The sequence below is a fragment of the Bradyrhizobium sp. MI1.4 genome (assembly GCF_055811315.1).
Window position 1 is genome coordinate 177,599 of sequence record NZ_JBVVPP010000008.1, and the last position, 18,579, is coordinate 196,177.

Annotated in this window: 19 protein-coding genes; 7 read left to right on the top strand and 12 right to left on the bottom strand. The window is 65.0% G+C overall.

The features are described from left to right. Window positions 1-207: 207 nt before the first annotated feature. The 8 genes from AC0L23_RS12455 to AC0L23_RS12490 all read right to left on the bottom strand — a co-directional run bounded on the left by AC0L23_RS12455 (window position 208) and on the right by AC0L23_RS12490 (window position 9,707). Window positions 208-1,419 (bottom strand): ABC transporter substrate-binding protein, encoded by a 1,212-nt coding sequence (locus AC0L23_RS12455; protein WP_018454161.1) that lies wholly within the window; start codon window positions 1,417-1,419, stop codon window positions 208-210. A 157-nt stretch (window positions 1,420-1,576) separates the two neighbouring features. After that, window positions 1,577-2,407, bottom strand: a complete 831-nt coding sequence (locus AC0L23_RS12460) for an ABC transporter permease (protein WP_018454162.1) — start codon at window positions 2,405-2,407, stop codon at window positions 1,577-1,579. Beyond that, window positions 2,404-3,666, bottom strand: coding sequence for an ABC transporter permease (locus tag AC0L23_RS12465; RefSeq protein WP_247294943.1), 1,263 nt, complete (start codon window positions 3,664-3,666; stop codon window positions 2,404-2,406). The genes AC0L23_RS12460 and AC0L23_RS12465 overlap by 4 nt, the downstream gene beginning before the upstream one ends. Window positions 3,667-3,699: 33 nt before the next feature. Continuing rightward, window positions 3,700-4,749 carry an ABC transporter substrate-binding protein gene (locus tag AC0L23_RS12470; RefSeq protein WP_085385377.1) on the bottom strand — a complete coding sequence of 350 codons (1,050 nt, stop codon included), beginning with the start codon at window positions 4,747-4,749 and terminating at the stop codon, window positions 3,700-3,702. Window positions 4,750-4,836: 87 nt separating this feature from the next. Beyond that, window positions 4,837-5,976 carry an ABC transporter ATP-binding protein gene (locus tag AC0L23_RS12475; RefSeq protein WP_085385378.1) on the bottom strand — a complete coding sequence of 380 codons (1,140 nt, stop codon included), beginning with the start codon at window positions 5,974-5,976 and terminating at the stop codon, window positions 4,837-4,839. A 135-nt stretch (window positions 5,977-6,111) separates the two neighbouring features. Further along, on the bottom strand, window positions 6,112-7,680 hold the full coding sequence (locus AC0L23_RS12480) for a DUF4403 family protein (protein WP_085349121.1): 1,569 nt from the start codon (window positions 7,678-7,680) through the stop codon (window positions 6,112-6,114). A 137-nt stretch (window positions 7,681-7,817) separates the two neighbouring features. After that, on the bottom strand, window positions 7,818-8,456 hold the full coding sequence (locus AC0L23_RS12485; RefSeq protein WP_085385379.1) for a Vgb family protein: 639 nt from the start codon (window positions 8,454-8,456) through the stop codon (window positions 7,818-7,820). 30 nt (window positions 8,457-8,486) lie between these two features. Further along, window positions 8,487-9,707, bottom strand: coding sequence for a helix-turn-helix domain-containing protein (locus AC0L23_RS12490; RefSeq protein ID WP_473357001.1), 1,221 nt, complete (start codon window positions 9,705-9,707; stop codon window positions 8,487-8,489). A 147-nt stretch (window positions 9,708-9,854) separates the two neighbouring features. On the opposite strand from AC0L23_RS12490, the gene AC0L23_RS12495 reads away from it, so the two are divergent. Next, window positions 9,855-10,649 carry a DUF899 domain-containing protein gene (locus AC0L23_RS12495; RefSeq protein ID WP_085385381.1) on the top strand — a complete coding sequence of 265 codons (795 nt, stop codon included), beginning with the start codon at window positions 9,855-9,857 and terminating at the stop codon, window positions 10,647-10,649. Then, entirely contained in the window at window positions 10,642-10,935 is a 294-nt protein-coding gene (locus AC0L23_RS12500) for a hypothetical protein (protein ID WP_039798961.1), read from the top strand. The genes AC0L23_RS12495 and AC0L23_RS12500 overlap by 8 nt, the downstream gene beginning before the upstream one ends. Here the strand turns inward: AC0L23_RS12500 and AC0L23_RS12505 are convergent. Continuing rightward, window positions 10,911-11,321, bottom strand: coding sequence for a c-type cytochrome (locus tag AC0L23_RS12505; RefSeq protein ID WP_039799008.1), 411 nt, complete (start codon window positions 11,319-11,321; stop codon window positions 10,911-10,913). The genes AC0L23_RS12500 and AC0L23_RS12505 overlap by 25 nt on opposite strands. A gap of 113 nt (window positions 11,322-11,434) precedes the next feature. Beyond that, on the bottom strand, window positions 11,435-12,142 hold the full coding sequence (locus AC0L23_RS12510) for a L,D-transpeptidase (RefSeq protein WP_085385382.1): 708 nt from the start codon (window positions 12,140-12,142) through the stop codon (window positions 11,435-11,437). 273 nt (window positions 12,143-12,415) lie between these two features. On the opposite strand from AC0L23_RS12510, the gene AC0L23_RS12515 reads away from it, so the two are divergent. From AC0L23_RS12515 to AC0L23_RS12525, 3 genes are all read left to right on the top strand, one after another. Beyond that, a complete protein-coding gene (locus AC0L23_RS12515) occupies window positions 12,416-13,468 on the top strand; it encodes a glycosyltransferase family 4 protein (RefSeq protein WP_085385383.1) in 1,053 nt (350 codons plus the stop codon). Between the two features lie 30 nt (window positions 13,469-13,498). Then, window positions 13,499-14,188 (top strand): class I SAM-dependent methyltransferase, encoded by a 690-nt coding sequence (locus AC0L23_RS12520; RefSeq protein ID WP_085349115.1) that lies wholly within the window; start codon window positions 13,499-13,501, stop codon window positions 14,186-14,188. Window positions 14,189-14,312: 124 nt separating this feature from the next. Beyond that, window positions 14,313-14,972 carry a hypothetical protein gene (locus AC0L23_RS12525; RefSeq protein ID WP_085349114.1) on the top strand — a complete coding sequence of 220 codons (660 nt, stop codon included), beginning with the start codon at window positions 14,313-14,315 and terminating at the stop codon, window positions 14,970-14,972. 221 nt (window positions 14,973-15,193) lie between these two features. Here the strand turns inward: AC0L23_RS12525 and AC0L23_RS12530 are convergent, their stop codons facing one another. Then, entirely contained in the window at window positions 15,194-16,858 is a 1,665-nt protein-coding gene (locus AC0L23_RS12530; RefSeq protein ID WP_085385384.1) for an aminotransferase class III-fold pyridoxal phosphate-dependent enzyme, read from the bottom strand. Between the two features lie 35 nt (window positions 16,859-16,893). On the opposite strand from AC0L23_RS12530, the gene asd reads away from it, so the two are divergent. After that, window positions 16,894-17,757 (top strand): archaetidylserine decarboxylase, encoded by an 864-nt coding sequence (gene asd, locus AC0L23_RS12535; RefSeq protein WP_085349112.1) that lies wholly within the window; start codon window positions 16,894-16,896, stop codon window positions 17,755-17,757. 67 nt (window positions 17,758-17,824) lie between these two features. Further along, window positions 17,825-18,391, top strand: coding sequence for an NUDIX hydrolase (locus AC0L23_RS12540; protein WP_085385385.1), 567 nt, complete (start codon window positions 17,825-17,827; stop codon window positions 18,389-18,391). Here the strand turns inward: AC0L23_RS12540 and AC0L23_RS12545 are convergent. Beyond that, window positions 18,374-18,579 (bottom strand): hypothetical protein (locus tag AC0L23_RS12545; protein ID WP_473357002.1); only part of this gene is annotated, 206 nt, incomplete at its 5' end. The genes AC0L23_RS12540 and AC0L23_RS12545 overlap by 18 nt on opposite strands.

Genomic DNA, 18,579 nt, shown 5'->3' on the forward strand with positions numbered 1-18,579 from the left:
CGCTGTGCGAGAGGCAAATACCGCTGTCATCCCCGCCTAGTGCGCAAATTCGCACGGGGGCGGGGATACAGTACTCCGAGACGGTGCGGCGGGAGCCGAGAAGCCGCGGCGTACTGGATAGGCCGGGGCCGGCCCGGGGGGTGGCGGGGCCCCCGCTGTCGTGCTCTTCCCAACCTCTCCCCGCAAGCGGGAAGAGGGAGAAGAACTTCAGTGCGTCACCAGCGGGCAGCCGCCCTTGTCGAGCGGACGGAAGGCCTCGTCGCCGGGCACGGTGGCGATCAGCTTGTAGAGGTCCCACTCGCCCTTGGAGTCCTCGGGCTTCTTGACCTCGAACAGATACATGTCGTGGACCATGCGGCCGTCGATGCGGATCTTGCCGTTCTTGGCGAAGAAGTCGTTGACCGGTGTCTTGCGCATCTGCTCCATCACCTTCGGTGCCTCGTCGGTCTTGATGGCGTCGATCGCCTTCAGGTAATGCATGGTCGCGGAATAGAGCCCCGCCTGGATCATGGTCGGCATGTGACCGACCTTCTCGTTGAAGCGCTTGGAGAAGGCGCGCGTCTCCTCGTTGGTGTCCCAGTAGAACGCGTCGGTGATGATCAGGCCTTGCGTCGACTTGATGCCGAGCGAATGAACGTCGGTGATCTCCATGAGCAAGGCGATCATCTTCTGGCCGCCCTCCGTCAGGCCGAACTCGGCCGCCTGTTTCAGCGCATTGGTGGTGTCGCCGCCGGCATTGGCCAGTGCGACCACCTTGGCCTTGGAGGCCTGGGCCTGGAGCAGGAAGGAGGAGAAGTCCGACGAGTTGAGCGGATGGCGGACCTCGCCGAGCACCTTGCCGCCGCTCTCCTTGACGACGTTGGCGGCGTCGCGCTGCAGCGCCATGCCGAAGGCGTAGTCGGCGGTGACGAAGAACCAGGTGTCCTCGCCGCGCTTGACCATCGCCTTGCCGGCGACGTTCGACAGCGCATAGGTGTCGTAGGTCCAGTGCACCGTGTTGGGCGAGCAGGCGACGCCCGTGATATCGGATGAGCCGCCGCCGGAATTGATGTGGATCTTGTTCTTCTCGCGCGTCAACGCCGAGATCGGCAGCGCCACCGACGAGGTCGGCACGTCGAAGATCGCGTCGACCTTGTCGTTGTCGTACCAGTTGCGGGCGATGTTGACGCCGACGTCGGGCTTGTTCTGGTGATCGGCGGAGACCACCTGCACGGGCTTGCCCGCGACTTTGGCACCGTAATCGGCGACCGCCATCTCCACGGCGGCGAGCGAGCCCTTGCCGGTCGCGTCCGCATAGAGGCTCGACATGTCCGTGAGCACGCCGATCTTGACGACGTCGTCGGAAATCTGCGCCTGGGCGGCGCCTGACGTGGCGGCGAGCGCGAGACCGGCCGCGATCGCGGCGATGAGCTTTTGCATTTTGTTTCTCCCTCAGCGTTGTTGTTTGGGTTTTGTTGCGGGGACCGTTCTAACGACAATCGGTCCCCGGAGCAAAGCCCGGGAATGCGCGAGGAGGGTTGAGAAATAAGCAGGGCGCGGCAGTGTTTTCACCCTCTCCCCGGGAGAAGGAAGAAGCTCACGCGCTGCTGCCCTTGAGCCGTTCGTTGCGCCGGCGCAGGCCTTCCAGGGTGGCGAGCAGGATGACCGAGACCGTCGTCAGGATCACCGCCGCCGCCGTGATGGTCGGGCTGATGTTCTCGCGGATGCCGCTGAACATCTCGCGCGGCAGGGTGCGCTGCTCGGGACCTGCCATGAACAGCACGATCACCACCTCATCGAAGCTGGTCGCGAAGGCGAACAGGGCCCCCGATGCCACGCCGGGCAGGATCAGCGGCAGGATCACGCGGCGGAAGGCGTCAAGCGGCGAGGCACCGAGCGAGGCGGCAGCGCGGGCCAGATTGGTGTCGAAGCTCTGCAGCGTCGCGCCGACCGTGATGACGACGAAGGGCGTCGCCAGCGCGGTGTGGGCCAGGATCAAGCCGAGATAGCTGCCGGTCAATCCGATCGGCGCGAAGAAGAAATAGAGACCGACCGCGGTGATGACCCCGGGCACGACGACCGGCGACAGCACGAAGGCCAGCACGAGCGGCTTGAACCGGCTCTTCCACTGCGCCAGCCCTAACGCCGCCAGCGTGCCGAGCACCATCGACAGCAGGGTCGAGGCGACACCGATGATCATGCTGTTCTTCAGCGAATTCATCCAGCGCGGCGAATTGATGAAGTCGTCGTACCAGCGCAGCGAGAGGCCCGGCAGCGGATAGGTGAGGTACGAGCCCGAGCTGAACGACAGCGGCATGATCGCAAGGATCGGCGCAATCAGGAAGATGAACACCAGCGTGGAGATCACGATGGTCGCGGTCCACGCAATGCGCTGGCTCGGCGTGCGGATGGAGGAATTGTCGCTCAATTCTTCATCCCTCCCGTGACCTGCTGTCCCTGCACCAGCTTTCCGTAGACGAGCGCGAGCAGAATAGTGGCGAGCAGCAGCACCGCACCCAGTGCCGAAGCAAGGCCCCAATTGGCCGTCTCGGTCGTGTAGAGCGCGATGAAGTAGCTGATCATCTGATCGGCGGCGCCCCCGACGAGTGCTGGCGTGATGTAATAGCCGAGCGCCAGGATGAAGACGAGCAGGCTTCCCGCGCCGATGCCGGGCAGCGTCTGAGGCAGGTAGATCCGCAGGAAGGCGGTGAGCGGCGGCGCGCCGAGCGAGGCGGCGGCACGCATGTAAGCAGGCGAGATCGCCTTCATGCTGCTGTACAGCGGCAGGATCATGAACGGCAGGAGAACGTGGGTCATGGCCACGCAGACACCAAAGCGGTTGTAGATCAGGCGCAATGGCTCGTCGATGATGCCAAGCCAGAGCAGGCTGTCGTTCACGACGCCTTTGCCCTGCAACAGAACGATCCAGGCGCAGGTGCGGACCAGAAGCGACGTCCAGAACGGCAGCAGGACGAAGATCATCAGCAAATTCGACCGGCCGGGCGGCAGCGCCGCCAGCAGGTAGGCGACCGGGAAGCCAAGGATCAGGCACAGCACCGTGACACTGAGGCTGATGAGGAAGGTGCGGACGAAAACGTCGCGGTAGATGGCCTGATCGGGCGGAGCTGCGACAATCGCGCCGTCCACGTTCCGCGTCAGATCGAGCGCCGACAAAAGATAGAAGCCGGTCACGGGGCCACTGGCGTCCTTGATCGTGGTCCAGGTGGCGCGTTCGCGCCAGGCCGGGTTGATCTTGCCCAGCGTCTCCCTCGCCGTGCCGGGCTCGGGCGCAGTCTTCAGATTGCGTGCGGTGCTGGTCAGGATCGTGCGGAAGCCGTTCAGTGCGTAGTTGAGCCGCTTGGCCGCAATCGCAATGGTGCCGGAATCGCGCGCCGCCATGATGTCGCCCGCCAGCGCCGCGTAGGCCTTTTCGTCCGGCAGATCCCTGCCGTCCCAACTGGCGAGAGCCGCGATGGTCTGAGGCAGAACCAGACGCACCTCGCGGTCATCGACGGCACGCCACAGCATGCCGGCGATGGGCCCAGCGAAGGTGAAGAGCAGGAAGACGAGAAGCGGCAGAACCAGCGCCAATGCTTTGACCTGGCGTGCTCGCTCCGCCCGCCGCAATCGGCGCTTGAGCGGCACCTCGGTCGGGCCATGGGCGCCGGTCAAGAGCGCATCCGTCATTGGTCTAACCTTGGGTCGAGCTTTGTGGGGACGCTATTTCGCGGCCCACTTGTTGAAGCGCTCGGTCAGGCGGTCGATGTTCTCGAGCCAGAAGGCAACATTGATCTCCACCGCATTCTTGATGTTGTCAGGCGCTGTCGGCAGGTCCTTCAGAACAGCAGGCGCGAGCAGGGCGGCTGCGTCCTTGTTCGAGGTGCCATAAGCAATGTTCTCCGACAGTTTCGACTGGTTCTCAGCCTTGCCGACGAAGTCCAGGAACTTGTAGGCCGCGTCCTTGTTCGGGCTGCCTTTCAGGATCACCCAAGTGTCGAGGGTGAAGAGCGCTCCGTCCCAGACCATGCCAAAATTCTTCTTCTCGTTCTTGTTCGCGGTGTCGATGCGGCCATTGTAGACCGAGGTCATTGCCACCTCGCCGGAGGCGAGCAATTGCGGCGGCTGAGCGCCGGCCTTCCACCAGACGATGTCGCCCTTGATGGTGTCCAGCTTCTTGAACGCGCGCTCGACGCCCTCGTCGGTCGCCAGCACCTTGTAGACGTCCTTTGGCGCGACGCCGTCGGCCATGAGGGCGATCTCCAGCGTGGTCTTCGGCCCCTGACGCAGGGCACGCTTGCCCGGGATCTTCTTGGTGTCGAAGAAGTCGGCCCAGCCCTTCGGGGCCTCCTTGAGCTTGTCCTTGTCGTAGCCGAGAACGAAATCGTAGAGGATGGCGCCGACGCCGCAAGGATTGACCGACGGTGGGATATAGGCGGCCTCGCCGCCGATCTTCGAATAGTCGAGCTTTTCGAACAGGCCTTCCTCGCAGCCAACCGCCAGCTCGTCGCTCTCGACCTGGACGACGTCCCAGGTGGCGGCACCACCCTGCACCTTGGCGCGCAACACGCCGACGCCGCCGTCCCAGGACTCGTCATTCAAGGGAACACCGGTCGCTTTCTTGAACGGCTCGAAATAGACCTTCTTCTGGGCATCCTGATAGGCGCCGCCCCACGACACAACGGTGAGGTCACGCGCCTGCGCGACCGTGGCCAGCGTCGCGCTGGCGGTGAATGCCGCGGCCAAACCCAGAATAATCTTGCGCTTCAGCATGGTCTTTGTTCCTTCTTCTTCACGTGACTTGCGTTGAGCTTGGTTGGTCCAGGTCCGCCCACCTTGGAGCGATGCTGCATGGTCGGATCAGACGGGATCGAGGGCCAGGCAGTCCTCCGGGCGGAAGGTGATGAACACGTCATCGCCAGGTCTCAGGCTGCCAGCTGTAAGGCTGCCAGCTCTCAGGCTGTCATGTGTCCCCGGCTGAAGCTTGACCATGAACTCCTTGTTGTCGGCGACGTCGAGCACGGCCAGCGCGTGGTCGCCGAGGTAGATGGTGTTCTGCACCTTGGCCGGCAGTCGGTTCGGTTCGTCGCTGGAGATGCCATCCGGGATGATGGCGATCCGCTCCGGCCGCACCGACAGCGAGGTCGATGCGCCCGCGCCTGATACGTTGACCGCTCGTGCGGTCACGGCGCCGCCGCCCGCCAGCACAACGCGGCAATATTGTTTCTCGACCGTCTCGACGGTGCCGGACAGCACGTTGTTCTCGCCGATGAAATGGGCGACGAAGCTGTTCACCGGATGCTCATACAGCGCGTCGGGCCTGTCGATCTGCTGCACGATGCCATCGTTGAACACGGCGATGCGGTCCGACATGGTGAGCGCTTCACTTTGATCGTGGGTGACATAGACGACGGTGATGCCCATGGTCTCGTGCAGCTGCTTGATCTCCAGTTGCATCTGCTCCCGCAGGCGCTTGTCTAGGGCGCCCAGCGGCTCGTCCATCAGCACGAGTTGCGGATTGAAAACCAGCGCGCGGGCCAGCGCCACGCGCTGCTGTTGACCGCCGGACAGCTGCCCGGGCCGCCGCTGCGCCAGAGTTTCCATCTTGATCATGCGCAATGCCGCTTTGACACGATCCTGCGCTTCGGCCTTGTTCGTGTTGCGAACGGAGAGCGGGAAGGCGATATTCTCCGCAATCGTCAGGTGCGGAAACAGGGCATAATTCTGGAACACCATGCCGATGTCGCGCTTGTGTGCCGGCACGTTCTTGATCGGTCGGTCCGCGAGGAAGATCTCGCCATGGGTCGGAACCTCGAAACCCGCCAGCATCATCAGGGTGGTCGTCTTGCCCGAGCCCGACGGACCAAGCAGGGTGACGAACTCGCCCTTCCTGATGTCGAGATCGAGGTTTTTCACCACGAGGTGCTCGCCATCATAGGTCTTCTGAATGCCGGAAAAGCGCACCAGCGCCGGCGCAGGCGTAACCATGCCGGCTTCCATGTCGTCCTCGCGTTGTCAGCCACAGTGCTGTCAGCACCCCGTCCCCGGGGTGCGAGGAACAGCTTAGCATCGTCCGACCAGATTGCCAGCGGCGCAAGCGACTGCGCGCACGGACCCGTCGGGAAAAGGGGCGCGCTACATCCCCGACAGCTTCGTCACGGATACATTCAGCGAGCCCCCGGCTTCCGCGATCACGCGCAGCGTCTTGGAGTCGAAGGCGATGTCGGCGAGGCTCAGGCTGTCGATCTTCGCTTCGACCTTGATGCCATCCTCGTTCTTCTGATAGTCGGCGATCGCGGCGGCGATCTTCTCGCGTGCGTTGGCGGCAATCGGCTTCAGATCGACCGTCGCTTTCTGCACCAGCGCCTGCTGCATCTGCGGCACCACCGCGCGCGCCGCGGCACCCAGCAGGCCGAAGGCCGCCTCGGATTCCACGGCGAGCTGGATGTCGGCGAGCCGCAGCGTCTGCTGCGCCTGGTCGAGCATCGGCCGGCCCCAGATGTGCACGGTCGCTTCGGCGCCGAGACCAAGCCAGCTCTTCTTCTCCTTGGCGCGCACCAGCAGCGAGATCAGGAGGCGCTCGCCCGACGGGATCACGTTGACGCTCTTGACGGTGACATCGACCGGGCCGGAGCCGTCCTCGGGATAAGTGTGGCCGACCATCTGCGCCGCGATGAGCTTGTTGATCTCGGTGAAGGGCACGTCGATCGGCACGCCAATGTTCACACCGGTGCCGGTCGGCGGCACGATCGAGATCTTGTCGGGGAACGGGCAGTCGGGCTTGGTCGGCGTCGAGATCACGCGCGTCTCGAGCTCGAGGCCAAGCAGCAGCGTCACGTTCTGTGCGTCGACGCGCGGCTGTGCCGCGATGGCGCGGGTCGGCTTCATCTCGAGCCAAAGCGGCGGCAGCGCGGCGGAAGACCCCGAGCCTTGCAGCGGGATCGAGCGGCAGGCCTTGGCCCATTGCAGCTTCGCGTTGTCCCGCAAGGTCGGATCGTTGCGCATGCGTTCGGAGACGGCGTTGATCTGTTCGCCGACGGTCTTGTCGATCAGCGGCTTCACCTGGGCAGGCACGTTGACCTTGGCGCCCGAAATGTTGAGGTTGGTATCGCCAAGATTGACCTGGGCGCCGAGATTGGGCTCGAGATGCCAGTTGGCGGCGAGCTTCGGCCGCGAGGTAACGACGACGTTGCCCTTGATCTCGGCGCTGGCGTTCAAATTCTTGATGTTGACCGCGCCGATCTGTTTCGCGGCATTGCCGCCGAGCACGCTGCCGAGCGCCTCGCCGAGCGCGCCGGTGGCTTTCGACGACAGCGAGCCCGTCACGTTCAGCTTGCCCGTGAGCGGCGTCGAGATCGTCAGCACGTCCTTGTCGCCGGCAGTCGCCATCGGTCCGCGTACCGCCGACCAGCCGATGTCGGCGTTCTCCAGGATTTGCGAGATCGGGTTCTCGGCCTTGCCGGCGAAATTGCGCGGAGCGGCCTTCTCGGCCTGCTCGCGGATCGCCGACAGCGCGATGGCGACCGGCGCCACCACGATCGAGCTCTTCGAGACCGGCGGCAGCGGCGGCAATTGCGCGACCGGCGGCGCGGAATTCGTCGCCCGCGGCGACAGCCAGTCCATCGCCTTCAGGCTGATGAAAAACGACGCCGCGAGCACCGCGACGGCGATCAGGACAGTTTTCAAGTTCAGCGTCAGTCGCATCAATCCCCCAGGCCGCCCCGGGGCAGAAGTCTACAGGGCAGGCAAGGAGGGCGCTAGAGCCCACCGATGGGGTGGAATTGGGGCAAACATATTAACGGCCGCGAACGCACCGTTGCCGCGCATTCGTCCTCGCGTACCTAGCCGCGCTTCGGACGGCGCACCGCCCTCACATTGCCGCGATCTCCGCCACCGCAGAAGAAACGGTCGCCGCCATCGGACTCCAATCCTGACACCATCGTCCCGGCGGGCAGGTCGAGCTGCTCCAGCACCTTGCCCGTCTCGGGGTCGATCCGCCTGATGTCGCTGTCCTCGCCTTCCCAGGTGCCGTGCCAGAGCTCGCCGTCGACCCAGGTCACGCCGGTGACGAAGCGCTTGCTTTCGATGGTGCGGAGAATTTTTCCCGTCTGGGGATCGACCTGATGGATCTTGCGCTCCCGATACTGTCCGACCCAGAGCGAGCCCTCGGCCCAGGCCAGTCCGGAATCGCCGCCGCCGCCGGGTGCCGGGATGGTGGCGAGCACCTTGCCGGTCACAGCGTCGATCTTCTGGATGCGGTCCTCGGCGATCTGGAACAGGTGGCGGCCGTCGAACGCCGTTCCCGCATGCGCGGCGACATCGATGGAGCGGGTGATCTTGCCATCGGCCGGGTCGACCGCGTTCAATCTGTCGCCGGATGCGAACCACATAAGGCTGCCGTCATAGGTGACGCCGTGCACGGCTTCGACGCCTGCATAGGGCCCGTATTCCCTGACGATCTCGGCGGCTGAACGTTTCATCTGCTCGGTCCCTGCGGTGTGAATCCCACTTTACGTCTTCATGAGCGGTCCGGGGAGTAACAAGCCTGTCGGGAAACCCGGCACGGGCGGCGTCATCCAGCGCCGCGCCCGTCCTTGTCCGAAGGACTGCACCTTGTTCGATCGCGCCAGCTCTTCGAGGGCCCGTTGCACGGTGCGCGCGCTCGTTCCCAGCGCCAGCGCGAGCGCCGAACTCGACCAGGGCTCGCCATCAGAGAGGAAGGCGAGCACATTGGCGTGCTTCTCCTCGACGGGCCGTGCGAGGACGAGAACCTGCCGCGTGTTGCGCGGCGTCAGCGCAAAACCTTGCCTGGTCGCGCTGACGTCGGCCAGAGGCTTGAGCTTGGTGCGGAGCCGCCCGATTTCGACGCGCAGCCGGGCGCGATGCGATTCATCGACGTGCCTTGCCTGAAACGCTCCCGTGATCAACCCTTCCCGCGAGACATCGGCCGGCCAGGCCTGCGCCAGGATGCGCGCGAGTGCGAACAGCACCGGCCGCGTTCCGAGCGGCACGAGGATGCCTCGCCTGCGAACCGCGTGATGGAACGTGTCCACCACGAGCGCCTCCGATGTCACGAGGTCCTCGACCTCCTCGAGCAGTAGCGGCCGTTCGTGCCCGCGCGTGATCAAGCGCGCTGCGGGCGTGTCGAGCACGCGGCTCGTGCCTTCGACCTCGGCCGCAAGCGCGGGAATGCCGGCCTGTCGTGCTGCGCTCGCCGCGCGCCCGAGCGCCGCGCGCGCGTCTTTCGTTCTGAGCCGCCGGATCGCGATGCCGGCAATCACGAGTTCGCGGCCGACCTGCGCAGCCGGGGGCAGCGGCGTGGACTTGATGTCGGCCAGCGTGCGTTCGGCCTCGTCAAGGCGCCCGAGAAGGAGAAGTCGGCGCGCCTCGATGTGACCCGCATGGGCCGCGTTGGCGAGGTCACCGTGGCTTGCGAGCGTCGCCCGCGCGGCCACGAGCGTGTTGGCCGGCCAATTCAGGTCGCGCGAGACGAGTGCGATCTCGGCCTCCGCGACGACGCATCTTGCCCGCGCGACCGCCTCTCTCGGGCCGAAGGCACGTGCGGCGCTGCGCAGCAGCGTCTTCGCCTTGGCGAGATCGCCGAGTTGCGCCATCGCGATGCCGCGCAGCGCCAGCGAAGGTGCATCGTTGCGCAGCGCAACGCGGTTCAGCGCGCCGAGCGGATCGCCGGCTTGGAGCGCGCGCGCCGCGGCCGTGATCAGCGACTCCATTCAAATCCCGCCACACTTGTTACTCCCACCACGCAACCGTCCGGTGCGAGAGATCGTTGACGGCCGACAATGTGCGGCGAGGGGCGAGCGGTTCCGCATCTTGCATAGCGAGATACGGAACGGCCGCCCGGGAAAAGTTGGAGAGCCATGATGACATCAGCTGACAACGCAGGAAATAACGGACAAGCCGCCATGCAAACACCGCCGGTGGTGTCGCCGCAGGACTGGGAGGCCGCCCGTCAGCAACTGCTCGTGAAGGAAAAGGCGCATACCCGTGCCCGCGATGCCCTGGCGGCCGAGCGCCGGCGCATGCCGTGGATGGAAGTGACCAAAACCTATGCGTTCGAGGGGCCGGGCGGCAAGGTCAGTCTGCACGACCTGTTCCAGGGCCGGCGGCAGCTGATCGTCTACCGTGCGTTCTTCGAGCCGGGCGTGTTCGGCTGGCCGGATCATGCCTGCCGCGGCTGCTCCATGGTGGCCGACCAGGTCGCGCATGTCGCGCACCTCAATGCCCGCGACACCACGCTGGTGTTCGCCTCGCGCGCACCGCAGGCCGATATCAGCAGGCTGAAGCAGCGGATGGGCTGGACCATGCCATGGGTCACCGTCACCGACAGTTTCGATGCGGATTTCGGCGTCGACGAGTGGCACGGGACCAACGTGTTCTTCCGCGACGGCGACCGGATCTTCCGCACCTATTTCGTCAAGAGCCGGGGCGACGAGCAGATGGGCGGCACCTGGAATTACCTCGACATCACGCCGCTGGGACGGCAGGAGGTCTGGGAGGATTCGCCGAAAGGCTATCCGCAGACGCCGACCTACAAATGGTGGAACTGGCACGACAGCTACACCGAAGGTGCGGCGCCCGACAAGAGATGGGTCGAGATCTCGACCGCGGGCGAGAAGGCTTTTCGCGAGGAGGCGGCTGAAGGACGTGACTAGTCCCGTCAGCGCAATGGCCGGCGCGAGCCGCAACGGTGTGGTGGCTGCGCGCCACCTCGCCAGATGGTTGGGGCTGGCGGCGACGCCGACCTTCGCGATCATGGCCGTACTGACGGCCATGCTTGATGGCCCGGCGGACATGCTGTGTGGCTCCGGACATGGGGCGATGCTCGGCGGGATGGTGCCGATGTATCTGCTGATGAGCGCGTTTCATTCGGCGGCGTGGCTGAGGCTGATCGCAGATCGGCGGGGCCGGTGGCCCTACTGCGAAGCCGCCTGCAAATAGGCAACGATCTTGCCCGCTTCCTCCGCCGAGACGCCGCCATAGGGCTGCATCTTGTTGCCGGAGACGACCTCGTCCGGCTTGAGCATGAAGCGGGTGAGTTTGTCCTGGTCCCAGACGAAGCCGGCTTCCTTCATCGACGAAGAATAGTTGTAGTTCGGCAGCGCGCCGGCCTTGCGTCCGACGATTTTGTTGAGGTTGGGGCCCAGACGATTGTCGCCCTCTTTCACCGAGTGGCAGGTGCGGCAGGAATTGTTGAAGGCTTGCTGGGCTGCATCGTCGCTCCCCGGCTGCTGTGCGCGCGAGGTGGGCACGGTCAGCAGCAGTGCCACGGCGGCAGCGATCGCGCGCAGGCATTTGCCTTGCGGCGTTTGCGGACGTGATTGCATTCGCGCCTCCATCGGGGATCGCGCCGCAGCACGCGCGCGCATCGGTATGCAGAGGGCCAACGAAAACGGCCCCGGTGGGTTCCGGGGCCGCTTGCGTCACAATGTCCTGTCGCTTACCGCGTTGCGGCTCCGAGTTCTGCGCGGCGCTCCGTCATCGGCAGCACGATCACCTTGGTGCCGACGTTGACGCGGGAGTACAGGTCCGCGACATCGTCATTGGTCAGGCGGATGCAGCCGGAGGAGACGTGCTTGCCGATGGTGTCGGGTGCGTTGGTGCCGTGGATGCGGTAGATGGTGCCGCCGAGATACATGGCGCGGGCGCCGAGCGGATTGCCGGGACCGCCGGCCATGTGGCGCGGCAGATAGGGTTGGCGGGCGATCATCTCCGGCGGCGGGGTCCAATCCGGCCACTCCGCCTTCTTGGTCACCGACTGGGTGCCGGACCAGGTGAAACCGTCGCGGCCGACGCCGATGCCGTAGCGCATCGCCTGGCCATTGCCGAGCACGAGATAGAGATAGGTGTTGGGCGTATCGATGATGATGGTGCCCGGCGCCTCACGCGTCGCATAGGAGACGGTCTGGCGGCGGAAGCGGGCCGGCGTTTCGACCGCGTCCTGCTCCTCGGACGGCGCGGCCCGATAGGGCGTCGCTTGATAAGGCTGGTACGGCTGCGGCGCTGCGATCGGCGGCAGCGGCTGGAAGAAGGGGAAGAGCTGCACAGGCGCGGCCTTGGCCGGGCCGGCGAACGCGATCGCGGTGACAGCCACTGCGCCAAACGCAACGGCGCGCGAATAAGTCTTCAACGTCTCCAGATTGATCATCGGTCGCCCCTGTTTGCGCGGTGTTTCTTGGTCACCCGGCACCGTTGCGGTGCTCTGTTGCCTAGATCACTAACGGCAAGAAGTTTCGGGACGTTTGCGCGGAAAACCGAAAACGGTTTCATGGCGGAAAGGATTGTTTCATGACGGTTTCGTGGCTGCGCGGACCCGTTAACGAACAAAACAGCGGGCCGACACTTCCATGACGTCACACGCCTGAAATATCCGTGGTTGATGGTCCTAAGCCGAGAATCATAAAAATCTCGGGATTTCCCCATGCGGGTATTAATCGCGACTGACGCCTGGCATCCGCAGGTCAACGGTGTGGTGCGGACGCTGACCTCGCTGGCTGGCGCGGCCAAGGCATTGGATGTCGAGATCGACTTCCTGACGCCGGACGGCTTTCGGTCATGGCCGTTGCCGACCTATCCGGGGCTGCGCATTGCGCTGCCGAGCGGCAGGGAGATTGGGCGGCGGATCGAGAGGGCGGCGCCGGAGGCGCTGCACATCGCGACCGAAGGGCCGATCGGCTGGGCGGCGCGGGCTTATTGCCGTCGCAACCGGCTCGCCTTCACCACCTCCTACACCACGCGCTTTCCCGAATACGTCTCGGTGCGAACCGGCATCCCCGCGAGCGTCGGCTACGCCGTGCTGCGCCACTTCCACGATGCCGCCGTCATGACGATGGTCGCGACGCCCTCGCTGCGGCAGGAGCTGTCCGAGCGCGGTTTCAAGCGGCTCGGCTTCTGGACCCGCGGCGTGAACACCGAGCTGTTTCATCCGGACTCTCCAGCCAAGCTCGATCTGCCCGGGCCGATCTTCATGACGATGGGCCGCGTGGCGGTGGAGAAGAACCTCGAGGCTTTCCTCTCGCTCGACCTGCCCGGCACCAAGGTCGTCATCGGCGACGGTCCGCAGAAGGCCGGCCTTGAAAAGAAATTTCCCGACGTGGTCTTCCTCGGCGAGAAGAAGGGCGCTGACCTCACCGCGCACCTCGCCGCCGCTGACGTGTTCGTGTTTCCGAGCCTGACCGACACGTTCGGCGTGGTGCAGCTCGAAGCGCTCGCCTGCGGCACGCCGGTTGCGGCGTTTCCGGTGACGGGACCGAAGGACGTCATCGCAGATCATCCGATCGGCGCGATCGACCACGATTTGCGCGAAGCGTGCCTGCGCGCACTGACCATGTCGCGCGAGACCTGCCGCAACTTCGCGCTGGAGCGCTCCTGGGAAAACAGCGCGCGCCAATTCGTCGGCAACCTCACTTCACTTCAGCCCAGCCGCGTCTTGCGCGCCTCGCCTCGCATGGCGCGGCGGCCGGTGCGCGGCTGATCCCGTTCGACCACAGCGAGAACCTCATCGATGGCTAAGATCATGAACCTTGACGGCACCCAGCAGCTCGACCTCACCCGTGGCACGGTCGAGCAGGCCTATGATCGTTGGGCACCGGTCTACGACCTCGTGTTCGGAGGCGTGTTCGCAAAAGGCCGGCAGGCCGCGATCGCGGCCACCAACAAGATCGGCGGCCGGGTGCTCGAGGTCGGCGTCGGCACCGGCATCTCGCTGCCGCTCTACGCGCCGCATCTGCGCATCTTCGGCACCGACATCTCGGAGGCGATGCTCGACAAGGCGCGCCAGCGCGTCGTCGAGGGCGGCCTAGAGAACGTCGAAGGCCTCGCGGTGATGGATGCCGAGAAGCTCGAATTCCCCGACAACTCCTTCGACGTCGTGATGGCGCAATACGTCGTCACCGCCGTGCCGAATCCGGAAGTTGCGCTTGACGAATTCGCCCGCGTGCTGCGCCCGGGCGGGGAGCTGATCATCCTCACCCGCGTCAGCGCCGATACCGGCATGCGCCGCTTCATCGAGCAGAAGCTGCAGCCGGTGGTACGTCCGCTCGGTTTCCGCACCGCCGAGTTCGCCTGGTCGCGTTATGCCAAATGGCTGGCCGGTGCCGACGGCATCGAGCTCGCCGAGCGCCGCCTGATCCCGCCGCTCGGTCATTTCTCGCTGGTGCGATTCCGCAAGATCGACGTCGCCAAGGCGGCTTGATCCAAGCTCACGTAACCCGTGCGTCATCGCGCCGCTGCGCATCGTCACATGACAAAATGATGATGTCACACGGCCTACATCGAATCCCTGTAAATCCTGAACCCGAAAGCATTTGGGGGAGAGCATGATCAAGAACTATCTCGAGCAGCTGCGGATCCAGCGCTGGGACGACCATCGCTACTATCACCACAGCCGCATCAATCAGAGCCTGCACTTTGTCAGCGCGCTGAGCTTCCTGTTCGCCTATGTCTGGCTGTTCGTCGACCCCATGGTCTCCGCGCTGGTGGGCTGGCTGGTCTCGATGACCTCGCGCCAGGCCGGCCACTTCTTCTTCGAGCCGCATGGCTACGACCAGATCAACCAGGCGACGCACGAGCACAAGGAAGAGATCAAGGTCGGCTACAACCTTCGGCGCAAGGTGGTGCTGATGTCGATCTGGGCGCTGTCGCCGGTGGTGCTGTTGGTCGATCCGACTCTGTTCGGACTGTTCACGCCTTGGGCGGGCGCGACCGACTTCATGCGGCAAGTGGCCAAGATCTGGCTCGTCGTCGGCGGCGGCGGTCTCATGTTCCGCACGGTGCACCTGTTCTTCATCCGCGACGTCGAGACCGGTCTCGTCTGGATGACGAAGATCCTGACCGACCCCTTCCACGATTTGATGCTCTACCGCAACGCGCCGCTGGCGCTGATGCGTGGCGAGCTGATGGATCCCGGCCTGCATCTCAAGCCCGAGCACACGCTGGGCCTCATCGGTGAGCCCACGCTCGAAGAGCAGCACGCCTGAGCGCGCCGTTCTCACCAAGGCCTCCGATGTCTGATGGTTGCGTCATGCCCGGGCTCGTCCCGCCTGCGCGGCCGAAGCCGCTTCGGCGAGGCGAAGGCCCGGGCATCCACGTCTTGGAGGTCTCGCGCGGAGACGCGTGGCTGGCCGGGCATAGGCGAGCGGAAGCGACGCCGTCCTTCGGACGGCTGTGCCCGGCCATGACGCCGTTGGAGGAACCAGCCTCAGCGCCCGAAGCGCTTGGCCAGCATCTCTTTCAGGATCTGCCGCTTGATGGTCTTGTTGGTGAGGACGCCATCGTGCCACCAGAAGCCGTCGGCCTTCATCTTCTCGGCCGCGCGGACGAAACGCTCGGCGACCTCGGTGAAATCGGCGTCGGTGTAGTTCAGGCTGAAGATCAGCCTGCCGGTGCCGACCCAGCTCAAGGACAGGCCTTCAGCGCGCAGGTAATATTGCAGCATCCAGTTGTAGCGGGACGGCGTGGTGTATTTCACCGTCCAGATCGACGAGAAGTTTGCGAACCGCACCGGCAGGTCGGCATCGCTCATCATTTGGTTGAGCTTTTGCGCGCGGCCGTTCCAGGTCTCGTCCAGTCCGTCATAGACGGCGCGGAAATTCGGGCTGGCGAGCCGGCTCAGAAACTCGTCCATCGCCGTCATGACGTAGGGGTGCGAGTTGAAGGTGCCGCGGGCGAAGCAGACGTCGGCGGGGCGGTCGTCGCGGAAGCGGCGCATCAGCTCGCGTTTGCCGCAGACCACGCCGACCGGCAGGCCGCCGGCGAGGCTCTTGCCGTAGGTCACCATGTCGGCCTTGACGCCAAAGTATTCCTGGGCGCCGCCGGCAGCGAGACGGAAGCCGACGAAGACCTCGTCGAAGATCAGCACGATGTCGCGCTCAGTGCAGACCTCGCGCAGCTGCTTGAGCCATTCGGTGTAGGCCGCGCGGTCGAAATTACCGCCCCGGGAGGAATCGACCAGCGAGGAGTCGCCGGGCGCGTTGGCGTTCGGATGCAGGCCCTGCAGCGGATTGACCAGCACGCAGGCGATGTCCTTGCGCGTCCGCAGCACATGCAGCGTCTTCTCCGACATCTCGGCGAGGGTGTAGGTCTCGTGCGCAGGAATCGGATTGCCGACGCCGGGCTGCACGTCGCCCCACCAGCCGTGATAGGCGCCGGCGAAACGGACCAGATGCGTGCGCCTGGTGTGGTAGCGCGCGAGCCGCACTGCCTGCATCACGGCCTCGGTGCCGGACATATGGAAGGACACTTCGTCGAGGCCCGAGATCTGGCACAGCCGCGCCACGTTCTCGAGGATGATGGGATGGTAGGGTCCGAGCACCGGTCCGAGCGCGTGCGCCCGCTTCTCGGAGCCCTCGATGCACTCCTTGTAGAAGTCGTTGCCGAAGATGTTGACGCCGTAGGACCCCGTGAGGTCGTAGGAGGTGTTGCCGTCGACATCCGTAATGGTGACACCGCGCGACGACTCTACGAATGTCGAAGTGCCCAAATGCTCGCGGACGAGACGCGAGAACTGGAATGGCACGCGGTATGTTTCGGTGAAGTGCAGGTCGGAGATCTTTTCCGCCGCGTCCTTCGTCATCGCGCGGCCCTTGGGGTAGCGCTCGGCGTAGAGGCTTGCGAGGCGGAAGAAGCCGTCCCTGCGCAGGCCTGCGATGTTCGCCGGCGCGCCGTCGCAGGCGAAGTACGCATCGCCTTCGAATTCGTAGAACGGAAGCAGCTTTGCCACCCGGCGGGACATCTTGGAGTGCCCGGCGAGCGAGCGGTGCTTGGCGCGGGACAATTCGATCCGCGCCTTGATCTTCGGGAAGGCGGCGGCAGCGGACGCTGCGGCGGCCACGGACAAAGAAAGAATCGGGAGTGTCGTTTCCATGACAACAAGCGCTAATACTGTGAGCTGACAGATTCATGACAGTCAAAGCCCTCATCGCCTCTTTCACCCAGCAGGAAGACCTCAACTTCCTGTTGACCAACCGCATCCCGCGCGCCGCGTTGACCCGGTTCATGGGCTGGTTCTCCAAGATCGAGAACCCGCTGGTGCGGGACGGCTCCATCGCGCTGTGGAAGCTGTTCTCCGACCTCGATCTCACGGAGGCGCGCAAGACCCATTTCCGGAGCCTGCACGACTGCTTCACCCGGGAGCTCAAGCCTGGCTTGCGGCGCTTTGATCCGGACCCCTCCATTGTCGCCAGTCCGTCCGACGGCATCGTCGGCGCCCATGGCCGGATCGCCGATACCGAGCTGTTCCAGGTCAAGGGCGCGCCGTACTCGCTGCTCGATTTGCTCGGCGATTCCGTGCTGGTCAACCAGCACCGCAACGGCTCCTTCGTCACGCTGCGGCTGACCTCGAGCATGTATCACCGCTTCCACGCGCCCTTTGACGCGCATATCGAACGCGTCACGCTGATCCATGGCGATGTCTGGAACGTCAACCCGATCGCGCTGAAGCGGGTCGAGCGTCTGTTTTGCAAGAACGAGCGCGCGGTGATCCGCACGCATTTGTCCACCGGCGAAGCTGTGACGCTGGTGCCGGTCGCCGCGATCCTGGTGGCAAGCATCCGCCTGCACTTCCTCGACATGGTGCTGAATGCGCAGGCCAGGGGGCCGGTCAATTTTCCCTGCGACGTCAACGTGAGCAAGGGCGAGGAGCTCGGCTGGTTCGAGCACGGCTCGACCATCATCATTCTCGCGCCCGGCGATTTCACCTTCTGCGACGGCATCGCCGAAGGCACGCGCATTCGCGCAGGTCAAGCGTTGCTGAGAAAAAACTAGCCTTCAATCCGCCGCGGCGGCCGCTTATATCGTCGGTGGGGACGTTTCTACGACGACGGATGTGGTGATGGCACGGGCGCCGGTCATGGCGGCGGGTGGTATTGTGCTGCGGCGAGGTGCGCCGCCGCTGATTGCCGTCGTGCGCCAGCGCAAGCGCAACGAATGGGTTTTGCCCAAGGGCAAGCTCGACGACGGCGAGACGCCGAAGCAAGCTGCGCATCGCGAAGTGCGGGAAGAGACCGGCCACGACGTCGCCATCCACGAATTTTTGGGTACGCTCGTCTATCAGTCAGGTGGCCGCTCCAAGGTCGTGCATTTCTGGCGCATGGAGGCCGGGGGCGGTCCCGTCCGCAAGCTGATGAACGACATCAAGGTGGTCGACTGGCTGCCCCTGGAAGACGCGCTCGCGCGCCTGTCGCGCGAGTATGAGCGGGTGTTCCTGACCCAGGTTGGCCCGATTGCGCTCGCCGCGGCGGGGCTTACATCTTCGCCTGCGCCCGAGCCGCCACCGCTGGCGACCGACGATGTCGATGCGGCTTTGCAGACACTGACACCGGCTGAAGCAGGCTCGGTGGGCGAGTTGCGGCACGGTCTGTTGCAGAAGATGAAAGCCTGGCTACGCGGAGAGGCGTGAGTTTTCTTCACCTCGCCCCGCGTTGACGGTGCACCCTCGCCCCTTGTGGGAGAGGGTGGCGGGCCCCCCGGGCGGGGGGGGGGGGGGGGGGGGGGGGAAGGGCGGGGGCGCGGGGGAGGGGCAGGCGGCGCGCCCACCACCAAAACCGGCGTCGCGCCCCCCCGCCACACCCGAGACTGACCGAAATG